Here is a 25,453-nt window from a genome sequence, read left to right as displayed (position 1 = left end):
TCAGTTCCCGTGAAAGACGACGCGGATGGGCTTGCGGCCGACCGGCACGGTGGCCAGCACCGAGCTGCTGCCGGTGTCGATCACCTTCAGGTCGTTCGAGACCTCGTGGACCACGAAGAGGCGCGTGCCTTCCCGGTTGCCCGAGATCCCGTTCGGGCGCTGACCGACGTCGATCTGCTCGAGGATTCTCAGATTCTTCGGGTCGGCACTCACCACCACCACCCGGTTCAGTCCGGCGACGGTGACGTAGGCGTTCGGGCCCTGGAGGCCCTTGAAGCCGAACGCGATCTGCTGCGGCGCGGGACCGACGTTGAGCGACGCGATCTTGTCCTGGGTGGCGGGATCGATGACGTAGATGTCGGTGCCCCCGGTGTTGGTGCCCCAGATGCGCCCGTCGGGGCCGAGGACCAGGAAATGCGGATTCGTGCCCACCGGGATCGCCTTGATCACCTTCAGCGAGGCGGTGTCGATGATCTCCACCGTCTTGTCGCCCTGATTGCTCACGTACGCGAAGCGTCCGTCGCGCGAGAACGTCAGCCCGGTCGGCCCCTTCCCCACCCCGATGGTGCCGAGGATGCGGAAGCTCGTGGTGTCCACGATCGAGATCGTGTTGTCGCCGATGTTGGCGACCCAGGCCTGGCGGTTGTCGTTGGTGAGCGTCACCACGTGCGCCCGATCGCCGGTGGCGATCGACGCCACCGTCTCGAGCGCGCGCGTGTTGATGGCCGACAACCGGCCGGAGGCCAGGTTGGTGGCGAAGAGCCAGCGTCCGTCGCGGGAGACGGCCAGGTCGTGGGTGGCGTGGTTGCGCGCGTCCACCGTGCCGACGACCTGGTAGCTGTCGCCGTCGATGACCGTCACCGAGTTCGAGCTCTCGTTGGCCACGAAGACGCGCGCGCGGGGCGACTCGTCGGCGGCCTCCTTCGCGGTCTGCGTCTCCGTCGCGCAGCCGGAGAGGGCGAGAACGCAGGCGGTGACGATGGCGGAGCGTCTCCGGATGGCTGAATGGATCGACGGCATGGACTCCTCCCTGGCAACCACAGCGGAACGGCTCGGAAAGCGCCCCCTACCTTGGTCCAGGACGCCTTGCGAGTCAAGGACATTCCCGGGTTTCGGTTCGTTGACAGGGCGGAGGTGAGGGCTTAGTCTCTACTTCACACTGAGCGCCATGTCCGCCCGGACGAGCCTTGGGGAGAGCCTGAGCAACGCGATTCCCGCGAAGTGGATGCGATGCAGTAAGGGCAGCATGCCGGGCGCGCTCCTCGCCCTCCTGACGATCCTTCCCCTGACGTTGCTGGGGAGCCCCGCGTCGGCCCAGGCACCCAGGGCGGAGCGTCCCACCTACTCGGTCGGCGACAAGTGGATCCGCAGCGACGGCGCCTACGACCTCATCCGGATCGAGAACGGCCGCTACGTGTTCGCGGCCGACGGCGGGCGCGAGGTGCATCTCACCCGCGATCTCGGCATCGCCCGCATCGTACGGGGCGGACAGGTCGTGCTGGAGCTGGAGCCGCCGGCGTCGCCCACGTGGCCGCTCGAGGTCGGCCAGTGGGGCGTGAGCTGGCTCACCCTCAAGAGTCTGGACCCGCAGTACGGGCAGAGCCTCGCGCGCCTCTCCTGGAAGGTCGACGCCTACGAGGACGTGCGCGTGCCCGCGGGCACGTTCAAGGCCTACCGCATCGTGCAGGTGCTGGAGCCGCGCTTTCTCGCCGCGTCACCTCAGGCCCGCCGGGTGGAGCTGGCGTTCTGGTACGCGCCGGCCATCCAGCAGCTCGTCCGCGCCGACGGCAACGACCTGAGCGGCTTCGCCTTCCAGGCGGTGGCGCTCGACAAGCCGACCGCCACCCCGTTGGTGGTGGCCGTCATGGACCCGAAGGACGAGAGCCGCGTGACCGGGGAGCGCGCGACGCTGACCGGCAAGATCACGGGAGGCGCGGGCACGCTGCGGATCGCGGTCACGCTCAACGGCGCCGAGATCGCGCAGAAGCAGGAATCGAGCGTGCCCGGCAAGGACGTGCCGTTGAGCGTGCCGGTCAAGCTCGCGCCCGGCAAGAACACGCTGATCGTCACCGTGACGGACGGCTCCGGTGCCTCGCGGCAGGAAGGCCGCGTGCTGTTCTATGACAAGCCCGCTCCGGCCATCGCCGCCGCGCCGTCGGCTGCGCCAGCGCCGGCGCCCGCTCGACCGGCGCCGCCAGGCGTGCCGGGCCCGCCGCCGGCCTCGGCAACATCCCCGGCGCCTGCGCCCGCTCCGGTGGCGCCTGCGCCAACACCGCCCGCCGCCGCGCCGCCCGCCGCCAGACCACCGGCCGTGGCCGCGCCGGTACCCGCGCCGCCGGTCTCCGCGGCGCCTGCCGAGACCGGCGCGGAGCCGAAGCCCCAGCCGGAGCCTTCGCGCGCGCCCGCCCCGGCCACGCCCGCTCCGCCGACTCCTCCGTCAGCGGCCGCTGCGCCGGCCAGCCCGTCGCCACCGGCTATGCCGACGCCACCGTCGGGCGGGACTGCGCCCCCGCGCGCACCCGCGGCTCCCGCCGCCGCCCCCGCCGCGGTGACGCCGACGCTGCCGTCGGCGCCTCCCCCGCCCGCGGTGGCCGCGCGGCCTCCCGACACATCCAGGAGCGTGCCGGCGTTCCGCATCGCGATCTCGACGCCGGCGAACCAGGCGCGCGTGAACCAGGACAGCCTGACGTTCGCGGCGGTGGTGAACGGCGGCACCGGCGTGCGGCAGGTGCTGGTCACCGCCAACGGCGTCGAGCTGTGGAAGCAGGAGAACCGGACCCAGCAGTCCTCGATGGCGGTGAACCTGCCCGTGAAGCTGGTCGAGGGGCAGAACACGCTCGTGGTCACCGCGTCGGAGACCGACGGGACGATGCACCAGGAGATGCGGACGATTCACCTCGAGAAGCTGGTGCCGCTCGCGGTGGACGTGCGCTACCCGGAGGACCGCTCGCGGGTCGCCGACGAGGCCAGCGTGGTCGCGGCGGTCGCGCGGTCGAGCAAGGGGGTCAGCCGCATCACCGTCTCCCTCAACGGCACCGAGGTCCACCAGCAGGAGGAGCGCAGCCCGCAGAAGTCGGTGGCGGTGAGCGCGCCGCTCACGCTGCGCGACGGCCCGAACGCCATCGTGATCACCGCGCTGGAGCCGGACGGCACCGCGCGGCAGGAAGTCCGCACCGTGATCCTGGATCGCCCCAAGCCGGTGGCTCCGCTCGCGGCGCCCGCTCCGCCCGCGCCACCGGCCCCGCCGCCCTCCACGCAGTGGGCGGTCGTCATCGGGGTGGGCGGCTACGAGAGCCCGGCGGTGCCGAAGCTGCGCTACCCGGTGGCGGACGCCGACGCGGTCTACCAGACGCTGCTGGCTTCCGGCGGCTTCAAGAAGGAGAACATCCTGCTGCTCACCGACAGGACCGAGCGCAAGCCCACCCTGCGCAACATCAAGTGGGCGCTCGGGACGTTCCTGGCCCGCTCGGCTCACAAGGACGACCTGGTCGTGATCTACTTCGCGGGCCACGGGGCGTCCGAGGTGGACCAGCGCGGCATGGAGCGCGACGGCCTCTCGAAGTACCTGGTGCCGATCGACGCCGACCCCGACGATCTCTACTCGAGCGCCCTGCCCATGGACGAGATGCAGAACGTGCTCCAGCGGATCGAGGCCGAGCGGGTCACCGTCTTCCTCGACGCCTGCTACAGCGGGGCCGCGGGCGGACGCACCTTCGCCTCGACCAAGACGCGCGGGGTCAATGTGGACGACATCTTCCTCGACCGCCTCACCCGCTCGAAGGGCCGCGCCATCGTGACCGCGTCGCGTCCGTCCGAGGTCTCCATCGAGCTGGCCGACCTGGGCCACGGCGTCTTCACCTACTACCTGGTGCGCGGGCTGCAGGGCTACGCTGATCTCAACCGCGACGGCATCGTGTCGCTGCAAGAGATCTACGAGTACCTCGCCCAGGAGGTCAGCAAGAAGTCGCGCGCGGTGGGCGGCAACCAGCATCCGATGCTCAAGGGTGAGCTGGAGGGCATCCTCCCGCTCACGAAGACCGGGAAGCGCAATTAGCCGCCTCGCCCGGACCCTGGCCGCGCTCGCGATCCTGGCCGCGCCGGCCGGCGTCACCGCCCAGCCCGCGGCCGATCCGCAGAGCTGGGAGTCGCCGATGGCGGCAGGCGATCGCGCCTACCAGCAGGGGCGCTACGCGGAAGCCGAGCGCTTCTTCGCCTCCGCGCTGGAGCGAGCGGAGCGCGTGGGACCTCAGGATCCGCGGGTGGCCCTGAGCCTGGGCCAGCTCGCTGCCGCCTATCAGGCCGGCGGCAAGTATCCGCCCGCCGAGCCCCTCCTCCAGCGCGCGCTCGTCATCGGCGAGACGCTGCTCGGACCCAATCATCCCGAGGTCGCCGCGACCTTGACCGCGCTGGGCGGCCTGGACGCCGCGCGGGGCCGCTTCGGCCAGGCCGACCCGCTCCTGCGCCGCGCCCTGTCCATCGACGAGCGCGTGCTGGGACCCGAGCACGTCGAGGTCGCCGGCACGCTCGACGCGCTGGCCTCGCTCGAGCGCCAGCAGGGCCGCTACACGGACGCCGAGACCCGCAGCCGCCGCGCGCTGGCCATCCGCGAAAAAGCCCTGGGGCCCGAGCAGGTCGAGGTGGCCGCGAGCCTGTCGACCCTCGCCGCGCTCTACCGGACCCAGAGCCGCTACGTGGAGACCGAGCAGCTGACCCAGCGCGCGCTGGCCATCCGCGAAAAAGCCCTCGGGCCCGAGCACCCGGCGGTGATCGCGCCGCTGGTGACGTTGAGCGCGGTGTACGTCGAGCAGGGCCGCTTCGCTCAGGCCGAGCCGCTGGCCCGCCGCGCCCTCGCGGTGGCCGAGAAGGCGCTCGGGCCGGAACACCCCGACGTCGCGACGGCCCTCGACCCGCTCGCCGCGCTCGCCCGGGTTCGCGGCCGCTACGCCGAGGCCGAGGCGCTCGGCCGGCGCGCGCTCGGCATCCGCGAGAAGGCGCTCGGGCCGGAACACCCCGCGGTGGCCGCGTCCCTCAGCGATCTGGCCGAGGTCGCGGTGCTCAGGCAGAACGGCGCGCCGGCCGAGCCGCTGGCCACCCGCGCGATCGCCATCCAGGAGAAAACGCTCGGACCCGAGCATCCGGATCTCGCGCGAAGCCTGCGCGCGCTCGGCGAGTCGCAGCGGCTGCAGAATCGATATGCCGACGCGGAGACGTCGTACCAGCGGGCGCTCGCCATCGACGAGAAGCGGCTGGGCCCGGACTCGCCGCGCGTCGCGCTCGATCTGGTCAGCCTGGCCAACCTCTACCGGATCCAGGGCCGGTTCCCCCAGGCGGAGCCGCTCTATCGGCGGGCCCAGGCGATCGGCGAGAAGGTGCTGGGGCCCGAGCATCCCCAGGTCGCGGCCGGCATCGTGGAACTGGCGTCGCTCTATCGCGCCCAGAGCCGCTTCGCGCAGGCCGAGCCGCTGTACCAGTGGGCGCTGACGCTCCAGCGCAAGTCGCTCGGCCCGGAGCATCCGGAGGTCGCCGAGACCCTCGACGAGTACGGCGCCCTGCTCAAGCAGACGAATCGCGACGCCGAAGCCGCCGAGATGCAGGCCCAGGCCCGCGCCATCCGCGCGAAGCTCCCCGCCGCGAACTAGGGCGGCGCGCGGGCGCGGCCCGGCCTCAGCGGATCCGCGAGGACGCCCCCTCGGCCAGCTCGCGCGCCCGCGCGTAGGCCGCCTTGGCCTTCGCCTCCTGGGCGTCCGCGGCGTGGATCGCGCCCCAGGCCGCCTTCAGCTCCGCGTGACGGAACGTGATCACGTGATCGAACAGCGAGTTGACGATGTTGCGGCGGCCGGAGGAGAGCTTGTGGACGAAGTCCACCCCGCCCAGCTTCGTCGCGAACGGATTGGGATAGCCCTTCGGGGCCTTCGCGCAGAGCGCGGGAACCACGGACAGGCGGCCGATCCCCGGCCCGAAGAGCCGCAGCTGGCCCTCCTCGCCCAGCAGGTACTCGACGAAGGCCCGCGCGTTCGCCGGATTGGGGCCGTTCCTCACCACCGCCACCGAGGCCGGCACCACCGACATGAGCGAGGGGTACGCGAAGTCGATGGGCCGGCCGGAGGCGATCGCGGAGAGGCCGAAGAAGTCGATCACCACGCCGATCCCGTATTGCCCCGAGACCACCGCCTCCGGCACCCCGAAGCGGCGCTCGGTGATCGAGCCCATGTTGCCGCCGGTCTGCCGGAGCAGCGTCCAGCCCCTCTCCCAGCCGTACGCCTGCAGGATCACCTCGATGGTGAGATGCGTGCTGCCGCTGCGCGAGGGCGCGGAGATCACGACGAGGTGAGGATCACCACCTCCTGCCGGGCGGGCTGGGCCGAGGCGACCCCGACGGCGGCGAGGAGCGCGAGCAGGGCAACGAGGGGCGAGGCATGCGGATCGACCTCCTGGCGCGGGAGCCTAGCGCCTGAGCACGAAGACGGTCATGTCGTCCTGGATGCGCGAGCCGCCGCGCCGGAGCACGTCCTCGGCCAGGAGCCGGGCCAGCGCCGGCGGATTGCGCGCGCGCTCGCGCACCAGCACCGGACGGAGCGCGGCGCGCCCGGGCCGGTGGCCGTCCTGGTCCTGGGCCTCCAGGATCCCGTCGGTGACCAGGATGAGAGCGTCGCCGGGCGTGTCGAGGCCGAGCGTGGTCTGCTCGTAGACGGAATCGTCGAAGACGCCGAGCACCGGGCCGCCCGCGGCGCCCATGTCCACCGCGGTCGGCTCGCCGCCGGCGCGGAAGAGCACCGGATCCGGATGCCCCCCGCTCGAGATCGTGACCCGGCCGGGCTGGGCCGGATCGAGCACCGCGAGCACCAGCGTGGCGAACATGGTCGGGGGCATGTCCAGGCACAGCGAGACGTTCAGCCGGGTGAGCACGTCGGCGGGCTCGGTCAGGCCGCGGGCGATCTCGCGCAGCAGCGTCCGCACCATGACCATCAGCAGCGCGGCCGGGATGCCCTTGCCGGAGACGTCGCCGACCGCCACACCGGTCCGCTCGCCCATGGGAACGATCTCGAAGAAGTCGCCGCCCACCACGGTGGACGAGCGCAGCACCGCGCCCGCTTCGAGGCCGGCGATGGCCGGCGGCACCGGGGGCATCAACCGCTCCTGGATGTCGCGCGCCGCCTCGAGATCGCGGCCGAACTGGGCCATGCGCTCGGCGGTGAACCAGTCGCCCAGCACGCTCATGAGCGGGCTGGCCACCCGCGACTGTGCGGTGCGCTTGAGGAGGGCCTGCACCCGGGCCAGGATCTCGGCGGGCTCGAACGGCTTGGCCACGTAGTCGTCGGCGCCGCGCTCGAAGGCGTCCATCTTGTCGGTCAGGGTGGAGCGGGCGGTGAGCATGATCACCGGCACGTGCGCGGCGGGCGCGTGCGCACGGATGCGGCGCAGCGTCTCGAGGCCGTCGGCCCGCGGCATCATGATGTCGAGCAGGATCAGGTCGGGCGCCTGGCGCTCCACCGCTTCCACGGCCTCGACTCCGTCGGCGGCGCTCACCACGTCGTAGCCGGCCCGCCGCAGGGTGACGCTCAGCACCGTGTTGATGTCCACCTCGTCGTCGACGACCAGGATGCGCGCGGCGGTCACGGCCGGGCCTCGTCGCGCGGCCGGATCTGCGCGTGGATCGCCTTGAGCAGGTCGGCGGACGTGAACGGCTTGACCAGGCCGACGGTGGCGCCGAGGGCGCGCGGGTCGCCCGCCTCGATTTCGATCGCGCTCAGCACCACCACCGGGGTGTCGCGCGTCTCCGGCTGCTCGCGCAGCAGCCGGATCGCCTCGAAGCCGTCCAGATCCGGCAGCATGAGGTCCATCGTGATGACGTCGGGCTGGCGCTGGCGGGCCATCTCGACGCCCTCGAGCACGCGGCCCGCCTCGATCACCCGTATGCCGGCGGTGTTGAGCATGTCGCGCAGCAGCGCGCGCACGTCGGGCTCGTCGTCGACCACCAGCACCAGCGGCGCCTGCTCGGCCCCCGGCGCGGGCAGCTCGACGCGGGGCGTGGCGCCCACGACGCCGGGTACCGGCAGCCGCACCGTGAAGGTCGCGCCCTGCCCGGGTTGGCTCTCGACCCCGATCCGACCGCCGTGCTCCTCGACGATGCCGCGGCAGATGGCGAGCCCGAGCCCGGTGCCGCTCACCGCGCGCACGGTGCGGCCGTCGAGCTGCTGGAACTTCTTGAACAGGCGGCCGACGTCCTCGGGGGCGATGCCCTGCCCGTGATCGGTCACCCAGATCTCGACCTGGCCGCCGGCGCCGCGCGCCCCGACCTCCACCCGGCCGCGCTCGGGGGAGAACTTGATGGCGTTGGAGAGCAGGTTCGTCACCACCTGGACCATGCGGTCGAAATCCACCCGCACCTCGGGGGTGTCCGGGGCGACCTCCGACTCGATCGCGATGGTCCGCGACTCCGCGAAGCCCTTGATGCCCTCCACCGCCATCTCGACGAAGTCGACCGGGCGATGCAGGGCCAGGTCCAGATGGATGTGGCCGGCTTCCATCTTGGAGATGTCGAGGATGTTGTTGATGAGCCGGATGAGGCGGTCGGTGTTCTTCAGCGAGATGTCCACCAGGTGGCGCTGGGTCTCGTCGAGCACGAGCCCCTCGTCGGAGAGGAGCAGGTGCAGCGAGCCCTTGATGGACGCCAGCGGGGTGCGCAGCTCGTGGGAGACGGTGGAGACGAACTCGGTCTTCATCCGGTCGATCTCGCGCTCGCGCGTGACGTCCCGGATCGTGACGGTGGCCCCCACCACCGCCCCCAGCAGGTCCCGGGTCGGCATGGCCAGCCAGCGCAGCGTCCGCCGCTCCGGGCGGCGCACCTCGAGATCTCCGTCGGCGGTCTGCTCGGGACGGCCGATGGCCGCGACGAAGGCCTGGCCGGCGGCGGCCGTCCACTCGACGGATCCCTCGATCGTCTCCATCAGCGAGGAGAGGCCGCGGCCGATCACCTCGAGGGGATTCACCCCGAGGAGATCACCGCCCTGGCGGTTCAGGGCCACCACGCGGCGCTCGAGGTCGAGCACCAGGAAGCCCTCCGACGTCGACGCGAACACCTGCTCGAGCCGCGTCTTCCGGTTCTCGGCCTCCTCGAAGAGGCTCGCGTTGTCCAGGGCCATCGCGAGCTGGTCGGCGTACGCGGCGACGAGCCGCGTCTCCGCCTCGGTCAGCTCGCGCGGCGCGGTGAACACCAGCAGCAGCCCGCCCAGGACCCGGCTCCGGCCGCGCACCGGGAAGGCGGCGAGCCCCTCGGCCGAATCCAGGGCCCCGGAGGCGACCAGGTCCGGCCGGGCCGACGCGTCCGGAACCAGCAGCGGTGCCTCGCGCCGCCGCAGTGGCTCGGCGAGGGCCCGCACCGCCTCGTGGCTCCAGTCTCCCGACGAGATGACGTCGCCGCCGCGCTCCTCGAACAGCACGAGACCGGAGCGGCGCGCCCCGAAAGTCTGGGCGAGGGTGCCGGCCGCGTCGGGCAAGAGCCGGCGGACGTCGAGCGTGCGGTGAAGCGTGCGCGCCGCCGCGTTGAGCAGCGCGGCGCCGGCCAGGTTCTGCCGCGTGGCCGAGTACAGGCGCGCGTTCTCGATGGCCACCGCGCCCTGCGCGGCCAGGTTGGCGAGCAGGTTCACCTCGCGCTCGGTGAACACGTGGGGCACGAAGTACGACCCGCCGAGCACCCCGAACACCTCGTCGCGGATCAGGATGGGCACGGCCAGATAGGCGCGGGGCGCGTCGGACCGCGCCATCGCGGCCGCGTTGCCCTCCGAGTACACCATCGACGAATCGGTCAGGCGATCGTTGCACCACGCGGGACGCCGCTCGGAGTAGGCGCGCCCGGTGACGCCCTCGCCCGGCCGGAGCAACAGGGGCCGCGCGAAGTCCATCGGATGGTTGCGGCCGCGCACGAATACCAGCCCACCGCGCGCGGGATCCCAGCGATAGAAGCCGGCCGCCGCGCAGCCGAGGGCCTGGATGGTGCCGTCGGAGATCAGGTCGATCACCTCGTCGAGCTCGAGAGTCGACGAGAGCTTGCGGGTCACGTCGAGCAGGATGGTGGCGTCGCGCTCGCGCTGACGCGTCTCCCCGTAGAGGCGCGCGTTGTTCACCGAGGTGGCGAGCTGCTGGCAGAAGAGCTCGAGGTGCGCGACGCCGCGGCGGGTCAGGGGGCGGCGGCTCGGCTTGTTGTCGGCGCTGACCACCCCGATCGGCCGCCCCTGAAACAGCAGCGGCACCAGGGCGAACCGGCGGGTCCGAAGCACCGGATGGCCGTGCAGGCTCTCCGGCAAGGGCGGCATCTGCGCGAGCTGCTCGTCGCTGCTCACCATCAGGGTGATCCCGGAACGCCACACGACCTCGAAGCCCCCGCTGCCCTGGAGCGGGATGTGACGGGGCACGTCGGGGCGCACGTCGCTCCCCGACACCAGGCAGAGCGTCGCCCCGTCGCTCTCGGCGAGCCAGACGTTGAGCCGATCGAAGTTGAGCGCGCGGCTGGCCCCCGCGGTGAAGATGTCCGCGCGCTCCTGCAGGTCCATGGTGCGGTCCATCGCCTGGGTCAGGGCGTAGAGGTCTTCGGTCAGCCGCCGTCGGTCCTGGATGTCCTGGAAGAGGCGCGCCTTGGCGATCGCCGCCGCGGACTGGCTGACGAAGATCTCCAGCAGCTCGCGATCGTCGGCCGCGAACCGGAAGGCATTCCATCCGCCGAACACGAGCACGCCCAGCAGCAGGTCCTGGAAGACGATGGGGATGCCGAGGAAGCTCTTGAGCCCGCTCTGCCGCCACCAGTCGGGATCGGCGATCCGCGGGTCGCCGAACACGTCGGCGATCTCCAGCTGGGTCCGCTCGGCGGCGACCCGGCCCACCTCGCCCTCGCCGACCTCGAGCGTCCGCCGCAGGAGCCCGGTCATGCCGCCGGCCGCCGCGCGCGCTTCGAGGCGCTTCGCGAGCCCGTCGAACACCCACACCGAGACCGCGGGCACCCGCATCAGCTCCACCGCGGAGGCCGCGATGCCGGAGAGCACTTCGTCGGGCTCGAGCGAAGAGGAGACGAGCTGGTTGAGGCGCGCCAGCGTGTGCAGGCGCGTGGCCCGCGTGTTGAGCGCCTCGTGCAGGCGCGCGTTGCGCAGCAGGACGCCGGCCTGCTCGCCGATCGCCTGCAGCGGCGCCAGCTCGGCGTCCTCGAAGCGGCGGCGCGCCGTCCACCACACCAGGTAGAACGCGCCCGCGACCTGCCCGTCGATGAACAGCGGGATGATCAGCCCCGACTGGTGGGGGAATCGGCGGAAGAGATCGATGGCGAAGCGCGCATCGGTCGGCAGATCGTCGCTCCAGATGACCTGCCCGCTGCGGAAGACCGCGTCGAACCCGCGCTGGTCGGCGGCGGTGAGGCGGCTACTGGCCAGGCCCTCGAGCGCCGCCTTGGGTACGTGATACGCCGCGACCGGCGTCAGCTCGGCGTCTTCGCTCTGCCGGACGTAGGCCGCCACCGTCTCGGCTGAGGTGAGCCGGGCCAGCTCGCGGCAGATGAGGCGCAGCGCCTCGCCGAAGTCGGTGGTGGTGCTGGCCACCCGCGCGACCGCGAGCAGCGCCGCCGTCTCGTGCAGCCGCGACTCCAGCCCCCTCACGCCGTCGGCACTCATGCCCGTCCAGTATAAGCGCCCGCCGGTTTCCTCCCTCCTTCCTGCACCCGGGGCTAGGGGCGGGGCTTGAGGCCGGCGGCGCCGTAGTAGTTGAAGGTGAAGACAAAGTGGCCCGCCGCGTCCGCCCGCTCGATCGCCGCGACCCAGCGGGCCGCGCGCGCCGCGCCGATCAGCCCGAACTTCACCGCGTTGCCGGCGCGCCGCTCGAGCAGATCGTGCGTGAACGGATCGAGGCTCCGCACCTGGTAGACGTCGGCGAGCAGGCGCACGCGCTCGAGCCCCAGCGCCACGAGTCGGCGCACCAGGGTGCGGCCCGAGTAGGGTTCGGGATACATGCGCGCGGCCACGCCGTCGAAGATCAGCCGCGTCAGCGCTCGATCCGGATGATCGAGCACCTGGGTGCCGAAGTCCTGGTCCTGGAGCCCCACCACCCCGCCCGCGCGGGTGACCCGCACCAGCTCGCGCAGCACGGCGCCGGGGCGCGCCACGTGCAGCAGCACCGTCACCGCCAGCGCGCAATCGAAGCGGCCGCTTCGCAGGGGCAGGGCGCCGGCGTCGCCCAGCCGGAAGTCGATGCGGCCGTCGAGCCCCGCCTCGCGCGCGCGGCGGCGCGCTGCCGCCATCAGCACGCGGCTCTTGTCCACGCCGGTGACGCGGCCGCGCGCGCCCACCAGCGCGGCCACCTCGCGGGTCACCACCCCGCTGCCGCAGCCCACCTCGAGCACGCGCCATCCCCGCGTGATCCCGCAGAAGCGCAGGAAGCGCCGGCGCAAGCGCGCCTGGGTCGGCGTCCGGCCGCGCGACTCCATCATGCGCACGTAGCGCGCCGGATCGGGCTGGCGGTCGATGGCGCGCCAGGGATCGGGATGCGCGGGCACGGCGTCAGTCGAAGCGGCCGGGGAACAGCTCGGCGAACAGCGCGAGCAGGCCGCCGTCGGCTGCGTCCGGCGCCACGCGGTCGGCCGCGTGCCGCACCGGCTCGGGCGCGTGCGGCATGGCCACCCCGAGGCCGGCCTCGCGAAGCATCTCCAGATCGTTCTCCTGGTCGCCCACCGCCACCACGCGCGCCAGCGACACGCCGAGATGAGCGGCCAGCCGCGCCAGCGCCGCGCCCTTGGAGGCGGTCACCGGGATGATCTCGAGGTAGTCGCGCCGGGTGCGCACCAGGCGGCCGTGCTCGGCCACCACCGGGGTCAGCTCTTCCCGGACCACGTCGAGATCGCGCGGGTGCGCGATGAGCAGCGTCTTGATGAACGCGCCCAGCTCGAGGAACCCGGCCGGATCGTCGACCACCTCCACGCGCAGCCCCTCCTCGTCGCAGTAGCGGCGAATCTCGAAGGTCTTCTCGACACAGTGGAGCCGCCCGTCGCGATAGAAGATGGGGTGCACCGGCGCGTTCGAGAACACCGCCCAGGCGCGGGCGAGCACGCCGCGGGGCAGCGTCAGTGAGACCAGGTCGGGGCGGCCGCTGCCGTCGCGGACGAGCGCGCCGTTGTAGTAGATGACCGGCGCGGTGATGCCCAGCTCGTCCCGGTAGCGATCGGCCGCAGCGGGCATGCGGCCGGTAGCGATCGAGACCGCGAGCCCACGCTCGGCGGCCCGCCGGAACGCGGTCGCCAGCGAGGGCTCGAGCGTCATCGAGCCGTCGATCAAGGTGCCGTCGAGGTCGCAGACCAGCAGGTCGTAGCCGGCTACCTCCCGGCTCGCGGCCGGCCTCACGCCCGCCGCTCGCCCCGCTGGTAGCGGGCCGCGCACTCGCGGCTGCAGAAGTAGGTGGGCGCGCCCTCCGCTTCGCCCCGGACCGCGCGCGACATCAGGACGTAGGTCTGGCAGACCGGATCCTTGACCAGCTCGTCACGACGCGGCGGCGCCGACGGCAGCTTCGACTTCAAGAGCGCGGGCAGCCGCGAGAGGACGACGACGGCCAGCAGGAGGACGGCCAGGATCAGCAGCGCGCGCATGGCGCGGTCAGCGCGGGTCGGGACGGATGGAGAGCGAGCGCAGGAAATCCCGGTCCTGCTCGGTCAGGTCGAAGCCCTCGGCGCTCCCGGCCGCGCGCACGCCCGAGAAGAAGATCCCGGTCTCGGCGCCGCGCCGGAGGATCTCCTGCACCGCCTCGCGTGAGGCCTCGGTGGCCTTGAGCGACAGCTCGATGGCGCGCAGCAGCTTCTCCATCAGCCGATCGGCGGGGCGCTCTTGCGTCATGGGGCTTACGATAGCACACTGACGCGGCGAGGCTTCCCGTGGCCCCCGACGACTCGATCACCGGCTGGCGATTCCTGCGCTCGACCCCGCGCGAGCGTCTCGGCAAGCTCACCCTTCGCGACGACGTCTGGCGGCTGCCCACCGGCGTCGAGAAGACCTATCCGATCCTGCACGTCGGTCTCACGGTGGGCGTGGTCCCCTTCGTGGACGCCGAGCGCGTGCTCCTCGTGCGGCAGTTCCGTCACCTGGCCCGCACCGATTCCTGGGAGCTGCCTGGCGGCGGCGGATTGCCCGGGGAGACACCGGAGGCGGCCGCCCAGCGCGAGCTGCGCGAGGAGGGCGGCTACCGGGCCGGGCGCCTCACGTTCCTCACTCGCTTCCTGCCGTCGGCGGCCTACCTCGACGAGACCGCCCACTGCTTCATCGGCGAGGAGCTGGTCGCCGATCCCCTGGCCTCCGACGACGACGAGTTCTTCGAGCGCCGCATCGTGCCCTTCCGCGAAGCCGTCGCCATGGCCCTCGATGACCGCATCACCGAATCGGTCTCCAAGCTCGCCCTCCTCGCCACCGCCCTCAAGCTCCACCTGAAGCTATAGCCACGCGACGATTCAAGATTCTATCGAGGACGAGGCGCCGCGCCGCCGTCGGTGACCGCCGCGCACCCTGCACGACGGAAACGGCAACCGGCGGGGATCGCGGGGCCAGCGGGGGAGGGGCTCTCCGCGAAACCGTGTCTTCTGCGGGTAGGCGAAGCGCGAAGCCTCCCATCTCGTGGCCCGATCGAGAGCCCACGCGGTCACGCGACTCAGCGTGTTTCGCGGAGAGCCCTCCCCCGCTGGCCGCCGCGCGCTCAACGCCGCGGCGGGTCGGTGACGAGCAGCCGAGCCTGGTCGTGCGCCTCGTCCGCCTCCCGCTGCAGCCCCGTCCGCGCGTACAGATCGCCGAGCAGCGCATGGAGACTCGCCTGATCCGAATCGGCCGCCAGCGCCGTCACCACGACCGCGCGGGCGTCGTGCAGGAAGCCGCGACTGGCCAGGAACCCCGCCTCCACCACCGCGCGCGAGCTGGCCGGCACGCTCGGGCCCAGCGCCTGATCGACGTCGCGGAGGTCGCGCCGTAGATCGTCCGCGCGCTTCCCGTCGGCCACCTCGAACCGGGCGGCGTCCACGCGGGTCTGGCCCGAGTACAGCTCGACCGTGTAGGCGGCGCCCGGCACCAGGGCCGGCGCATCGGCCGGGTACACCAGGCGACCGCCGGTCAATCCGGGGCGCTCCAGCACGATGCCGGACGGTCCGGTCACGCGGATCGCGTAGCGGGCGAACTGGTAGCCCTGCCACTCGAACTGCAAGCTCTCCGGCAGGACCGGGCCGGTGCGCGGGCTCAGGACGACGGGCGGCCGCGCCGTGCTCCGGGTGGACAGCACCGGCTTCGGCGTCTCGCGCGGGTTGCTGCCGAGGAACCCGAGCCCACCCTCGAGCAGGAGGAACGCCTTCTGCAGCTTGGACTCGGCGGGCGCCGCCGTGACGACGAAGGGCGAGCTGGCCGCGTCCACCTGCACCGTCCCGCGCCGGCCGGCCAGCACCACCACCGCCGCGGCGTCCTCGGTGGCCCGCAGGCTGTCGCCGACCTTCAACGCCAGTAGCGGCCCCGCCGGCCGCCACTCCGACGCGCCGGGCCCGCGCACCTCGATCCGCCCGCGGCCGGCCTTGATCTCGGTGATCATGGCTCCGACGTCCCGCACCTGAGCGGTCGCCACGTGGGCGGTAGCCAGCACGGCCACGATCAGCCCGATCAGCGCTCTAGCCATTCGCTCCTCCAGCGCCGGCCGATGCCGGCAGCAGCTCGAACACTTCCACCGGTTGCGCCCGTCCCCTCACCGGCACCGTCCCGCGCGGCCTGACCGCCCCGCGCCCGCGAATCGCCTCGAACGTCGCCCGGCTGATCAGGATGGACGTGGCGAAATCCCGGTTCAGCCCCTCCATCCGGGTCACGGTGTTCACTGTATCCCCGATCACCGCGTACTTCTTCTTTCGTGGAGAGCCCACGTTGCCCGCGAACACCTGGCCGGTGTTGATGGCGATCCCCATCGTCAGGGCCGGTCGGCCGGCCGCCACCCAGGCCGAATTCAGCCGCTCCAGCGCCGCGTGCATCTCGCGGGCCGCGGTGACCGCGTTCCCGGCATGGTCGGGATCGGCCAGCGGAGCCCCGAAGACGGCGAGAATGGCGTCTCCCACGAAGTCCTGCACGATGCCGTGGCGCGCCAGGATCACGTCGATCATGGCCGTGAAGTATTCGTTCATCGTCTCGGAGATGCGCTCGGGCGACAGCCGCTCGGCCACCGTCGTGAAGCCGCGCAGGTCCGAGAACAGGACCGACACCACGCGCACGTCCCCGTCGAGCGCCGCGTCCTGATGGAGCACGCGGTCCATCACCTCGGGACCCACGTACTGGCCGAAGGCGCGCCGCAGCCGGCGGCGAGCGAAGAGACGCGAGCCCTCGAGGTAGAGGAACATTCCGAGCACCGGGGCCAGGAAGTCGAGCCAGTATCCGCCGCGCGTGTAGGCCTCGTAGCTCCACACGGTGACGCAGATGACGAACAGGATCGCGACCAGCGCCACCAGTCCCGCGCGGAGCCAGAGCGAGAGCAGGGCGACGAGCACGCACGCCGCGATGAGCACGGCCAGGTTCACCGGCCAGGGCGGCGGCAGGAAGGCCCGGCGGGTCAGCAGGGTGTGGACCATGTTGGCGTGGATCTCCACGCCCGACATCGCGCCCACCGGAGTGGCGTGGGCGTCGCGGCTCTCCGCGAAGGTCGCACCGACCAGCACCACGCGGCCGCGAAACGGATTGTCGGCCGCGGGCTCGACCGCGCGCCGGGCCGCCTCCACGATGGGCCCACTGGGAAACGTGGTCAGGGTGCCGGGTGGTCCCGTGAAATCGATGCGCCAGGTGGACTCGCGCAGCGTGCCCACGTCGAGCGGCTCGGCCTCGCCGAAGGCTCCGTGCCGGTCACGCACCGGGAGGTCGAGCGAGCCGCCCTCCGTGGCGAGCGCGGCGGCCAGCGTCTGTTCGGTGTAGCCGGCCAGCGAGGCCATCACGGCCAGGGAGAGCGCGGGCAGCGACCGATCCCCGTCGGTCGGCAGCGTCGGCGCCATGCGACGGATGATGCCGTCCGAGCCGATGAGCCCGTTCGAGAAGCCGACGAGCCCGGGCAGATCGGCCGAGAAGAGCGGATCCAGCCGATAGGCGGCCGCGGGGACCGGCGTCGCGATCGCGGCGAACACCAGCGGACGGCGCCCGTCCCGGTTCCAGCGCTGGGCCACCGCCACCAGCGCCTCGTCACCCTCGGCGGGCACCTTCAGCGTGATATCGAGGCCCACCACGCGCGCGCCGCTCCGCAGCAGCATGTCGCACAGGTCGGCCAGGTACCGGCGGGAGATGGGCTGGCGCTCCCCGACGCTGCGGAAGGCGTCCTCGTCGAGGGCCACCACCACGATGCCGGGCGCGCGCACCGGATCGCGCAGGAAGAGGAACGCGTCGACCGCGCGGGTCTCCCAGCCCGCCAGCACGCCCACCCGGGAGAGGCCGGTCACCGCCACGCTCACCGCGATCCCGATCAGCAAGGCGCGCACGACATTCCGGGCGGCCGGCGGCATCGGCATCACCCGCCCGACGATGCGTCGCTAGTACGTCGCCCGCCCGCCCGAGAGATCGTAGACCGCCCCGGTGCTGAAGGTGCACTGGTCGGACGCGAGCCACGCCACCAGCGCGGCCACCTCGTCCGGCCGGCCGACCCGGCCCATCGGGATCTTGGAGACCAGCAGATCCACCGTGCTCTGCTCCATCTGCTCGAGCAGCTCGGTGCCGATGACCGCGGGCGCGACCGCGTTGACGAGGATCCCGCGCGTGGCGACCTCCTTGGCAAGCGCCTTGGTCAGGCCGATCACCCCGGCCTTGGCAGTCGAGTACGGCACCAGCGTCGGGTTGCCCTCCTTCCCGGCGATCGAGGCGATGTTGATGATGCGCCCGCTCCCCTGGCGCAGCATCACCTTCACCGCGGCCCGGCAGCAGAGGAACACGCTGGTAAGGTCGACGTCGATCACCCGCTGCCAGTCCTCGTCGGACAGCTCCCAGATCGGGAACGAGCGGCCGGTGATCCCCGCGTTGTTGACCAGCACGTCGAGGCGACCCCACTCGCGCTCCACCCGCGCGATGGCGCCGTCGACCTCCTTCGTCTGCGTCACGTCGCCGACCAGCGCTCTCGCGCCGCCGCCCACGGAGCGGGCCGCCGCCTCCACCCGCTCGCCGTCGCGGTCGAGCAGGGCCACCCGCAGGCCGTCGCCGGCCAGCCGCGTCGCGATCGCCAGGCCGATGCCGCGAGCCGCCCCGGTGACGAGCGCCGTGCGGATGGAGGGAGGCATCGCCGGCTAGTACGCGGGCGGCGCGTAGACGGTGAGACAGAAGAGCGGCGCGGCGCCCGGGTTCTTCACGTGATGGCGCGCTCCCGCGGGGATCACCGCGCACGCCCCGGGCCGGGCATGGTGCGGCGTGCCTTCGATGGTCACGATCGCCTCGCCCTCGATCACGTAGACGACCTGGTCGCCCGCGTGCGTCTCCTCCGGACCACTGTCCCGGCCGGGTGCGATGGTCATGACCGCGGTCTGGGTGCGCTCCGTCTCCTGCAGGACCTCGAAGAACTGGCCCTTGTGGCCCTGGAGGTTCACCACCGCGTTCTTCATCGCGCCGTCCTCGTGAGTCCCTTTTTTCCTGTACGTGACGCTTGACCGTGGTAGTTGGTCACACGCCCTTCATGTTCCATACGTGTCTCTTGGCCGTGGGCGGTTGGTCACACGCCCTCGATATTCTGACGGTCATCGCGAGCGATGACCTTTGTAAGGCGGCTCCGCGTTATCTTAGCGTGCTTTCGGGCGGGTCGCGCCAGGCTTCGGTGCGACGGCTCACGCCGCGAAGGAGGGCCCAGTATCCCAGGCGCACCGCCAGCCCGATCGCGATGATGCAGACCGACATCGCGGCGGCCTGCGCGGTATCACCGGCGTCATCCATCAGCAGCACCGCGACCGCGGCCAGCTCGGTACCGGGGGCGACCAGGAACACCACCGCCGAGAGGGTGACCATCGCGTTGAGGAAGAAGTACATGCTGATGCCCACGATCGACGGCAACGCCATCGGCACGGTCACTCGCCAGAAGGTGCGGTAGAACGGGACGCCGAGCGAGGCGGAGACGTTCTCGAACTCGGCGTCCATCTGCCGCAGCGCGGTGGTGGCGGTCAGGAAGCCCACCGTGAAGTAGTGGACGACGTTGGAGACGATCAGGATGGCCAGCGTGCCGTAGAGGGCGTTGAGGACGCTGCCGGGGGCGTTGAACGCGAAGATGTAGGCGAGGCCCAGCACCATGCCCGGGATGGCCACCGGCAGCACCGACACCAGGTACAGGAGGCCGCTCCACGCCGTCCGGCACTTCTCGACCACGTAGGCGCCCCCGAACGCGAGCCCGGTGCCGACCAGCGCGGTGAGCGCGGCGACGTACACGCTGTTGGCCAGCGGCGCGTAGCCGCCCACCGTGGCGAACGTGTAGTGCCGGAGGGTCGGCGTGAAGTTGTAGGGCCACCGCACCACCAGGGAGTAGACCGCGATCGCCAGGTACAGGCCCGCGATCGCCCCGGCGATCAGCGCGCAGTAGGCGAAGCAGCCCCAGTCGGCCGCGGGCCGGCGCCGCGGGGTGAGCGGCCGCGAGGACGCGGTGACCAGCGCGTACTGGCGGCGCTGCACGATGCGGTCGACCAGGAACGCCAGCACCGCCGGGATCAGCAGGACCACCGAGACGGTGGCGCCCATCGTGAAGTTCTGCTGGCCCGAGACCTGGTTGTAGATCTCGGTCGCCATCACCGAGAACTTGCCCCCGATCGCCTTGGGCGCGCCGAAGTCGGTGATCACCAGCGTGAACACCACGAAGCAGGCGCTCACCAGCCCGAACTTCACCCCGGGCAACGTCACGGTCAGGAACGTCTTGAGCGGCGAGGCCCCCAGGGTGCGCGCGGCGTCGTAGAGGCGCGCATCCGTCGCGGACAGGGCAGCCACCAGGATGAGCAGCGCGTGGGGGAAGCAGTAGAAGACCTCGGCGGCCACGATGCCCTTGGGACCGTAGATGCCGACGTTGAAGCCGGTGGCCCGCGTGACGATCCCGTTGTTGCCGAATACGTAGATGAAGGCGAGGGCCTGCACCAGCGAGGGCGCGAAGAGCGGCAGCATCGCCACGACCCGGAAGAGGCCGCGGCACGGCATCCGGGTGCGGGTGAGCCCGTACGCGTAGACGAAGGCGAGGACCACCGTGATCGCCATCGAGATCAGCGAGACGAACAGGCTGTTGCCGATGGAGGCCGCGATGGCCGGCGTGCCGAAGTACCGGCGGTAGTTGGCGAGGCCCACGAACGCCCCGTCGTTGGCGAGCAGGCTTCGCCACACCACGTGAATGAGCGGGTAGAGCACGAAGAGGTAGAGGATGGCCGCGAAGACGGCCACCAGCACGAGGCGGACGACGTCCTCACCGCCCACCCGGTGGCGGATGGTCCGGTCCGGGATGGCCGCGGACAAGCTCTCCGGCCGCGTGTCCGACATGTCCTAGACGCGGGCCGAGAACACCCGGAGCGCCTCGGGCGTGAGCGACAGGGTCAGCTCGCCGCCTTCCGCCACCCCGAGGGCGGCGAACGCGCTGGCCGCCACGTCGCATTCCAGCGGGGGGGCGCCGTCGGGCAGCGCGAGGCTCAGGCGGGTGAACGGGCCGAGGAACTGCACCGCCCGGATGCGCGTCACCAGCCGATTCTCGACGCCGGCGGTCGCCGCGCCCACTACGATCTCCTCGGGCCGGATGGCCAGCGTCAGCGGCGTCCCGGCCGCGAGCGGCTCCGCCGCCCCGTGCCGCATCTGCACGGCGCCGAGCCGCGCCCACCCCGGCCGCTCGCCCGCGGTCGCCTCGATGAAGTTCATCTGACCCACGAATCGCGCGACGAACGGCGAGCGCGGCCGCATGTAGACCTCGACCGGGGTGCCCACCTGCTCCACCGCGCCGTGGTTCATCACCACGATCCGGTCGGCCATGGCCAGGGCCTCCTCCTGGTCGTGCGTGACCATGATCGTGGTCACCCCGAGCCGTCGCTGCAGCGCGCGCATCTCGTGCCGGAGCGACTGGCGCACCCGCGCGTCGAGGGCGGAGAGCGGCTCGTCCAGCAGGAGCAGCGCGGGCGACGGAGCCAGCGCGCGCGCCAGCGCGATCCGCTGCTGCTCGCCGCCCGAGAGCTGCGCCGGGTACTTGTGCCGGTGCGCGGCCAGCCCCACCAGGGCCAGCAGCTCGTCCACCCGCCGATCGATCTCGGCCCGCGCGACCTTGCGCGTCTCGAGCCCGTAGGCCACGTTGCGTGCGACCGTGAGGTTCGGAAACAACGCGTAGGACTGGAAGACGATGCCGTAGTTGCGGCGGCTGGGCGGCAGCGACGAGACGTCGCGTCCGCCCATCGTCACCGAGCCGGCATTCTGGCGCTCCAGGCCGGCGATGATCCGCAGCAGCGTCGTCTTGCCGCAGCCGCTCGGCCCGAGGAAGCAGACGAACTCGCCGGCCGACACGGCCAGGCTCACGCCGCTCAAGGCGACGAACTGGCCGAACTTCTTGGCGATGCCCTCGAGGGCGACCGCCGCCGGCCGGCCGGTCTCCGCGCTCACCGTCGTGATGCCGGCTCGGCGGCCGATGCCACGACCTGCAGCAGGCCCGCGCCGTACCGCTCGGCCTTGTGCCGCCCGACACCGTGAGCCAGCTGCAGCTCGTCGAGCGTGCGCGGCCTCAGCATGGCGATCTCGCGCAGCGTCCGGTCGCTGGCCACGATGAACGGGGCAACGCCCTCGGCGCGGGCCACCGTGAGGCGGTGACGGCGCAGCGTCTCGAACAGCGCCTGCGCGGCCGCGTCCAGCTCGGCGGCCGCGGCCGCCGGTCGAGGCTGGCCGGGCTCGGCGGACCGGGTGGCCGCCGGGGCGGGCGTGCGCCGGGTCAGCGGGGGCAGCAGGAGCCGCGCCGGGCGCTGGCCCTTCATCACCGCGCGGCCCTCCTCGGTCAGCACGACCACCGGCCGCTCGCGACCGCTGAAGCTGACCCAGCCCGCGGACACGCAGCGCCGGAGGAGCGCGAGCAGCCAGGGCGCGGGGTGCTCCTTGAGGTTGCCGAAGGTCGGCACCCGGGTGAGCCCGGCCCGCTCGATGCGCTCGTCCGGCTCGCCGTGGATCAGCTTGACCGCGGTCTGCAGCCCGAAGCGCTCGTGCACGCGCGCCACGCCGGACAGCGCCTTGCGCACGATCAGGGTGACGCGCTCCTGGTCGCCCGCCTCCTGGTCGGCCTGCAGCAGCCCCTGACAGACGTCGCAGCGGCCGCATCCGGCCAGGGTCTCCGCCTCGTCGCCGAAGTAGCGAAGAATCGCATCGTGGCGACAGCTTCCACCCTCGACCCAGCGAATCAACTCGAGGAACATGCCCCACTTGTGCTCGACCATCGCCGGGTCGGCCGTGGCGCCCTCCGCCCCCCGCTCCAGCAGCGCCCGGCGGAGCGCGAGATCTCCCGCGCCGACCAGCAGCAACCCGAGCGCCGGCGCTCCGTCCCGGCCGGCGCGGCCGACCTCCTGGTAGTAGGCCTCGATGGAGCCCGGCGGGCCCAGGTGGATGACCGCCCGCACGTCCGGCCGGTCGATGCCCATGCCGAATGCATTGGTGGCCACCACGACTTCGACGCGGCCCTCGACGAACTCGCGCTGCACGATCTCCCGGGCGCGGCCCTCGAGCCCCGCGTGATAGGCCACGCCCCGCCAGCCGTGCGAGGCCAGCCGCTCGGCCTCGTCCTCCGACTTCTTTCGCGTCGGCGCGTACACGATGGCGGTGCCCCGGCCCTTGCCGGGGCCGCCCAGCGCCTCGGCGAGCGCGCCGTCCACCAGCCGCTCGCGCTCGCGGCGACCGTCCACCTCCACGGCCCGGAGCGCGAGGTTGGGCCGGGCGAAGCCGCGGACCATCTGGGGCGTGTCGGGCGGCAGGCCGAGACGGGCGAGGATCTCGTCGCGCACGATCGGCGTCGCGGTGGCGGTGCAGGCCAGCACGCGGGCGCGCGGGAAGTCGGCGATCACCGACCCGATGCCGAGGTACTCCGGGCGGAAGTCGTGCCCCCACTCGCTGATGCAGTGCGCCTCGTCCACCGCCACCAGCGGCACGTCCAGGTCGCGCAGCATGGCCCGGAAGCCGGGGAAGGCCAGGCGCTCCGGCGCGACGTAGACCAGCGAGAACGCCCGCGCGGCGAGCCGGGCCATGCGTCGACGCATCGCGGCGGCGTCGAGCGTGGCCGCCAGGTAGGTCGCGGCCACGCCGCGCGCCTCGAGGGCCTGGACCTGGTCGGCCATCAACGCGACCAGGGGTGAGATGACCAGCGTGGTGCCGGGCAGCAGCGTGGCCGGTAGCTGGTAGCTCAGGCTCTTGCCGCCGCCGGTCGGCGCCACCAGCAGGAGCCGGCCCTGGGCGAGCAGCGTCTCCACCGCCTCGCGCTGGCCCGGCCGGAAGGCGGCATAGCCGAGCCGCGCGAGCGCGGCGTCAAGCTCTGAGGCCGAGGACGTCGGAGACGTGGAGGCACCCGGGCGCTTCATCATTTATTCGCTCGGCTCGCCTTCGGCTGCACCTCGCCAAACTCGAATCGGCTCGCCTGCGGCTGCACCTCGGCCGGGGTTACTTGGCGTAGCGCTTCTGCCACTCGGCGAGGATGCGGTCGCGGTTCTTCGCCGACCAGTCGAAGTCGTTCGGGAACACGACCTTGCTGATGTCCTTGGGCAGACCCTCCGGCGTGGGGAAGCCCGCGACGCTCACCGCCGCGAAGAACTGCGAGGCGATCTTCAGCGACTCGTCGGTGATGGCCCAGTCGAGGAACTGCTTCGCCGCCGGATTCTTCGCCCCCTTCCGGGTGAGCCCGTTGGCCTCGATCTCGTAGCCGGAGCCCTCCTTGGGCAGCACCATCGCCACCGGCGAGCCCTTCTTGATCATCTCGTGGGCCACGTACTCGAACGAGACGCCGATGGCCCGCTCGCCCGCCGCCGCGTCCTTGCAGGGCTTGGAGCCGGACTTCGTGTATTCCGCGATGTTCTTGTCGAGCGCATCGAGGTACTTCCAGCCCTCTGCCTCTCCCATGCGCTGCAGGATGGACACCACCGAGAGGTACCCGGTGCCCGAGGAGGCGGGGTTCGGCATCACCACGTGGCCCTTGTAGACCGGCTTGGTGAGGTCGGCCCAGGACTCGGGCTTCGGCAGCTTGTGCTGCTTGCCGGTCTCGGTGTTGTAGCAGAACGCGGACATATAGATGTCCAGGCCGACCCAGGCCGGCGGATTGGCCTTGTCCCGGAAGAGCGGCTGCACGCGCTCGAGCCCCTTCGGGGCGTAGGGCTCGAGCAGGCCCGCGTTCTTGAACTGGAGCATGTTGGTGGCGCCCACGCCCCAGATGAGATCGGCCTGCATGTTGTCCTTCTCGGCCATGAAGCGGGCCGCGATGTCGCCGGTGGACAGCCGCAGCATCTTCACGTCGAGGTTCGGCAGCGCCTTCTCGTAGGCCTTCTTGTACTCGGTGATCTGCTCGTTCTCGATCGCGGTGTAGATGACCACGGTCTGCTTCTGGGCCGCCGCCGGGCTGGCGACCGAGAGCACCAGCAGCGCCAGGATCAGGGCCAGGGCGCCGCGCGAGCGTGTCAGCATGAAACGCCTCCTTGGAGTGGGGGTTGAGGCCTCACTGGGCCATGAAGCCGCCGTCCACGATCATCTCGGCTCCGGTCATGAAGGAGGATTCATCGGAGGCGAGGAAGAGCGCGGCATTCGCGATGTCGCGGGGCTGGCCGATCCGCCCCAGCGGGATCCCGGTCTTGAACTCGGCACGCAATGCGTCGTTGAGGTAGGGGGCCTGCAACGGGGTCTCGATGATCCCCGGATGGATGACGTTGCAGCGAATGTTGTCCTTGGCGAACTGGATGGCCAGCGACTTGTTCAGCGAGATCAGCGCGCCCTTGGCCGCGGTGTAGGCGTCCTGCGCCCGCGTGAAGCCGGCCAGAGCGGAGACCGAGCCCACCAGGATGATGGAGCCGCCGCCCGCCTTCTGCAGCGGCGGGATCCCGTGCTTGGTGACCCAGAAGACGCTCTTCAGGTTGATGCCCATCACCCGGTCCCACTGCTCGCCGTCCGTCTCCAGCACCGAGCGGTCCCGGTCCTTCCACAGCACGCCCGCGTTGTTGTAAAGGATGTGCAGCGCCCCGAACCGGCGCACTCCGTCCTCCACCATCCGGCGGACGTCGGCCTCCACCGCCACGTCGCCCACCACCGCGAGGGCCTCGCCGCCCGCCTTGCCGACCAGATCGACGGTCTCGGCGGCGGCACGGGCGTTGAGGTCGCACACCACGACGCGCGCCCCGTGCTCGGCGAACAGGACCGAGGCCTCGCGGCCCATCCCCATGCCCGCCCCGGTGATCAGCGCGACCTTCTTCTCGAGCCTTCCCGGCATTCACGCTTCTCCTGCCTCTCCC

The 25,453-nt window shown here is 71.9% G+C and carries 20 protein-coding genes; 3 read left to right on the top strand and 17 right to left on the bottom strand.

Annotated features, from left to right (window positions below):
* Positions 1-1,020, bottom strand: coding sequence for a beta-propeller fold lactonase family protein (locus VKN16_24270; GenBank protein HME97333.1), 1,020 nt, complete (start codon positions 1,018-1,020; stop codon positions 1-3).
* A 226-nt stretch (positions 1,021-1,246) separates the two neighbouring features.
* Here VKN16_24270 and VKN16_24265 point away from each other — a divergent pair, with 226 nt between their 5' ends.
* Both VKN16_24265 and VKN16_24260 read left to right on the top strand, forming a co-directional pair.
* On the top strand, positions 1,247-4,054 hold the full coding sequence (locus tag VKN16_24265; GenBank protein HME97332.1) for a caspase family protein: 2,808 nt from the start codon (positions 1,247-1,249) through the stop codon (positions 4,052-4,054).
* Positions 4,005-5,639, top strand: coding sequence for a tetratricopeptide repeat protein (locus VKN16_24260; GenBank protein ID HME97331.1), 1,635 nt, complete (start codon positions 4,005-4,007; stop codon positions 5,637-5,639). The genes VKN16_24265 and VKN16_24260 overlap by 50 nt, the downstream gene beginning before the upstream one ends.
* 25 nt (positions 5,640-5,664) lie before the next feature.
* Here the strand turns inward: VKN16_24260 and VKN16_24255 are convergent, their stop codons facing one another.
* From VKN16_24255 to VKN16_24225, 7 genes are all read right to left on the bottom strand, one after another.
* Positions 5,665-6,321, bottom strand: a complete 657-nt coding sequence (locus tag VKN16_24255; protein HME97330.1) for an ABC transporter substrate-binding protein — start codon at positions 6,319-6,321, stop codon at positions 5,665-5,667.
* Between the two features lie 123 nt (positions 6,322-6,444).
* Entirely contained in the window at positions 6,445-7,617 is a 1,173-nt protein-coding gene (locus VKN16_24250; protein ID HME97329.1) for a SpoIIE family protein phosphatase, read from the bottom strand.
* The gene (locus VKN16_24245) at positions 7,614-11,639 is read right to left on the bottom strand and encodes a GAF domain-containing protein (GenBank protein HME97328.1); all 4,026 of its coding nucleotides are present in this window, start codon (positions 11,637-11,639) and stop codon (positions 7,614-7,616) included. The genes VKN16_24250 and VKN16_24245 overlap by 4 nt, the downstream gene beginning before the upstream one ends.
* Before the next feature lie 68 nt (positions 11,640-11,707).
* Complete coding sequence (locus VKN16_24240; GenBank protein ID HME97327.1) at positions 11,708-12,532, bottom strand: methyltransferase domain-containing protein; 825 nt, start codon at positions 12,530-12,532, stop codon at positions 11,708-11,710.
* Between the two features lie 4 nt (positions 12,533-12,536).
* Positions 12,537-13,373 (bottom strand): Cof-type HAD-IIB family hydrolase, encoded by an 837-nt coding sequence (locus VKN16_24235; GenBank protein ID HME97326.1) that lies wholly within the window; start codon positions 13,371-13,373, stop codon positions 12,537-12,539.
* Positions 13,370-13,615, bottom strand: a complete 246-nt coding sequence (locus tag VKN16_24230) for a hypothetical protein (protein HME97325.1) — start codon at positions 13,613-13,615, stop codon at positions 13,370-13,372. Before VKN16_24230 ends, VKN16_24235 begins: the two co-directional genes overlap by 4 nt.
* A gap of 7 nt (positions 13,616-13,622) precedes the next feature.
* The gene (locus VKN16_24225) at positions 13,623-13,859 is read right to left on the bottom strand and encodes a hypothetical protein (GenBank protein HME97324.1); all 237 of its coding nucleotides are present in this window, start codon (positions 13,857-13,859) and stop codon (positions 13,623-13,625) included.
* A 38-nt stretch (positions 13,860-13,897) separates the two neighbouring features.
* On the opposite strand from VKN16_24225, the gene VKN16_24220 reads away from it, so the two are divergent.
* The gene (locus tag VKN16_24220; GenBank protein HME97323.1) at positions 13,898-14,455 is read left to right on the top strand and encodes an NUDIX hydrolase; all 558 of its coding nucleotides are present in this window, start codon (positions 13,898-13,900) and stop codon (positions 14,453-14,455) included.
* Between the two features lie 254 nt (positions 14,456-14,709).
* Here the strand turns inward: VKN16_24220 and VKN16_24215 are convergent, their stop codons facing one another.
* The 9 genes from VKN16_24215 to VKN16_24175 all read right to left on the bottom strand — a co-directional run bounded on the left by VKN16_24215 (position 14,710) and on the right by VKN16_24175 (position 25,431).
* Positions 14,710-15,666, bottom strand: coding sequence for a hypothetical protein (locus VKN16_24215; GenBank protein HME97322.1), 957 nt, complete (start codon positions 15,664-15,666; stop codon positions 14,710-14,712).
* Positions 15,659-17,521 carry an adenylate/guanylate cyclase domain-containing protein gene (locus VKN16_24210; protein ID HME97321.1) on the bottom strand — a complete coding sequence of 621 codons (1,863 nt, stop codon included), beginning with the start codon at positions 17,519-17,521 and terminating at the stop codon, positions 15,659-15,661. Before VKN16_24210 ends, VKN16_24215 begins: the two co-directional genes overlap by 8 nt.
* Positions 17,522-17,542: 21 nt before the next feature.
* Positions 17,543-18,280: an SDR family NAD(P)-dependent oxidoreductase gene (locus tag VKN16_24205; protein ID HME97320.1), complete on the bottom strand. Its 738-nt coding sequence runs from the start codon at positions 18,278-18,280 to the stop codon at positions 17,543-17,545.
* Between the two features lie 6 nt (positions 18,281-18,286).
* Positions 18,287-18,598, bottom strand: coding sequence for a cupin domain-containing protein (locus VKN16_24200; protein ID HME97319.1), 312 nt, complete (start codon positions 18,596-18,598; stop codon positions 18,287-18,289).
* 169 nt (positions 18,599-18,767) lie between these two features.
* Positions 18,768-20,495: a putative 2-aminoethylphosphonate ABC transporter permease subunit gene (locus VKN16_24195; protein HME97318.1), complete on the bottom strand. Its 1,728-nt coding sequence runs from the start codon at positions 20,493-20,495 to the stop codon at positions 18,768-18,770.
* 3 nt (positions 20,496-20,498) lie between these two features.
* Complete coding sequence (locus VKN16_24190; GenBank protein ID HME97317.1) at positions 20,499-21,593, bottom strand: putative 2-aminoethylphosphonate ABC transporter ATP-binding protein; 1,095 nt, start codon at positions 21,591-21,593, stop codon at positions 20,499-20,501.
* Positions 21,590-23,545, bottom strand: a complete 1,956-nt coding sequence (locus tag VKN16_24185) for an ATP-dependent DNA helicase RecQ (GenBank protein HME97316.1) — start codon at positions 23,543-23,545, stop codon at positions 21,590-21,592. The genes VKN16_24190 and VKN16_24185 overlap by 4 nt, the downstream gene beginning before the upstream one ends.
* 76 nt (positions 23,546-23,621) lie before the next feature.
* Positions 23,622-24,635: a putative 2-aminoethylphosphonate ABC transporter substrate-binding protein gene (locus tag VKN16_24180; protein HME97315.1), complete on the bottom strand. Its 1,014-nt coding sequence runs from the start codon at positions 24,633-24,635 to the stop codon at positions 23,622-23,624.
* Positions 24,636-24,666: 31 nt separating this feature from the next.
* On the bottom strand, positions 24,667-25,431 hold the full coding sequence (locus VKN16_24175; protein ID HME97314.1) for an SDR family NAD(P)-dependent oxidoreductase: 765 nt from the start codon (positions 25,429-25,431) through the stop codon (positions 24,667-24,669).
* Between the last annotated feature and the right edge of the window lie 22 nt (positions 25,432-25,453).

This window comes from Candidatus Methylomirabilota bacterium, from assembly GCA_035315345.1.
Classification (GTDB): Bacteria; Methylomirabilota; Methylomirabilia; order Rokubacteriales; family CSP1-6; genus CAMLFJ01.
This window is presented reverse-complemented; position numbering and strand designations above follow the sequence as displayed.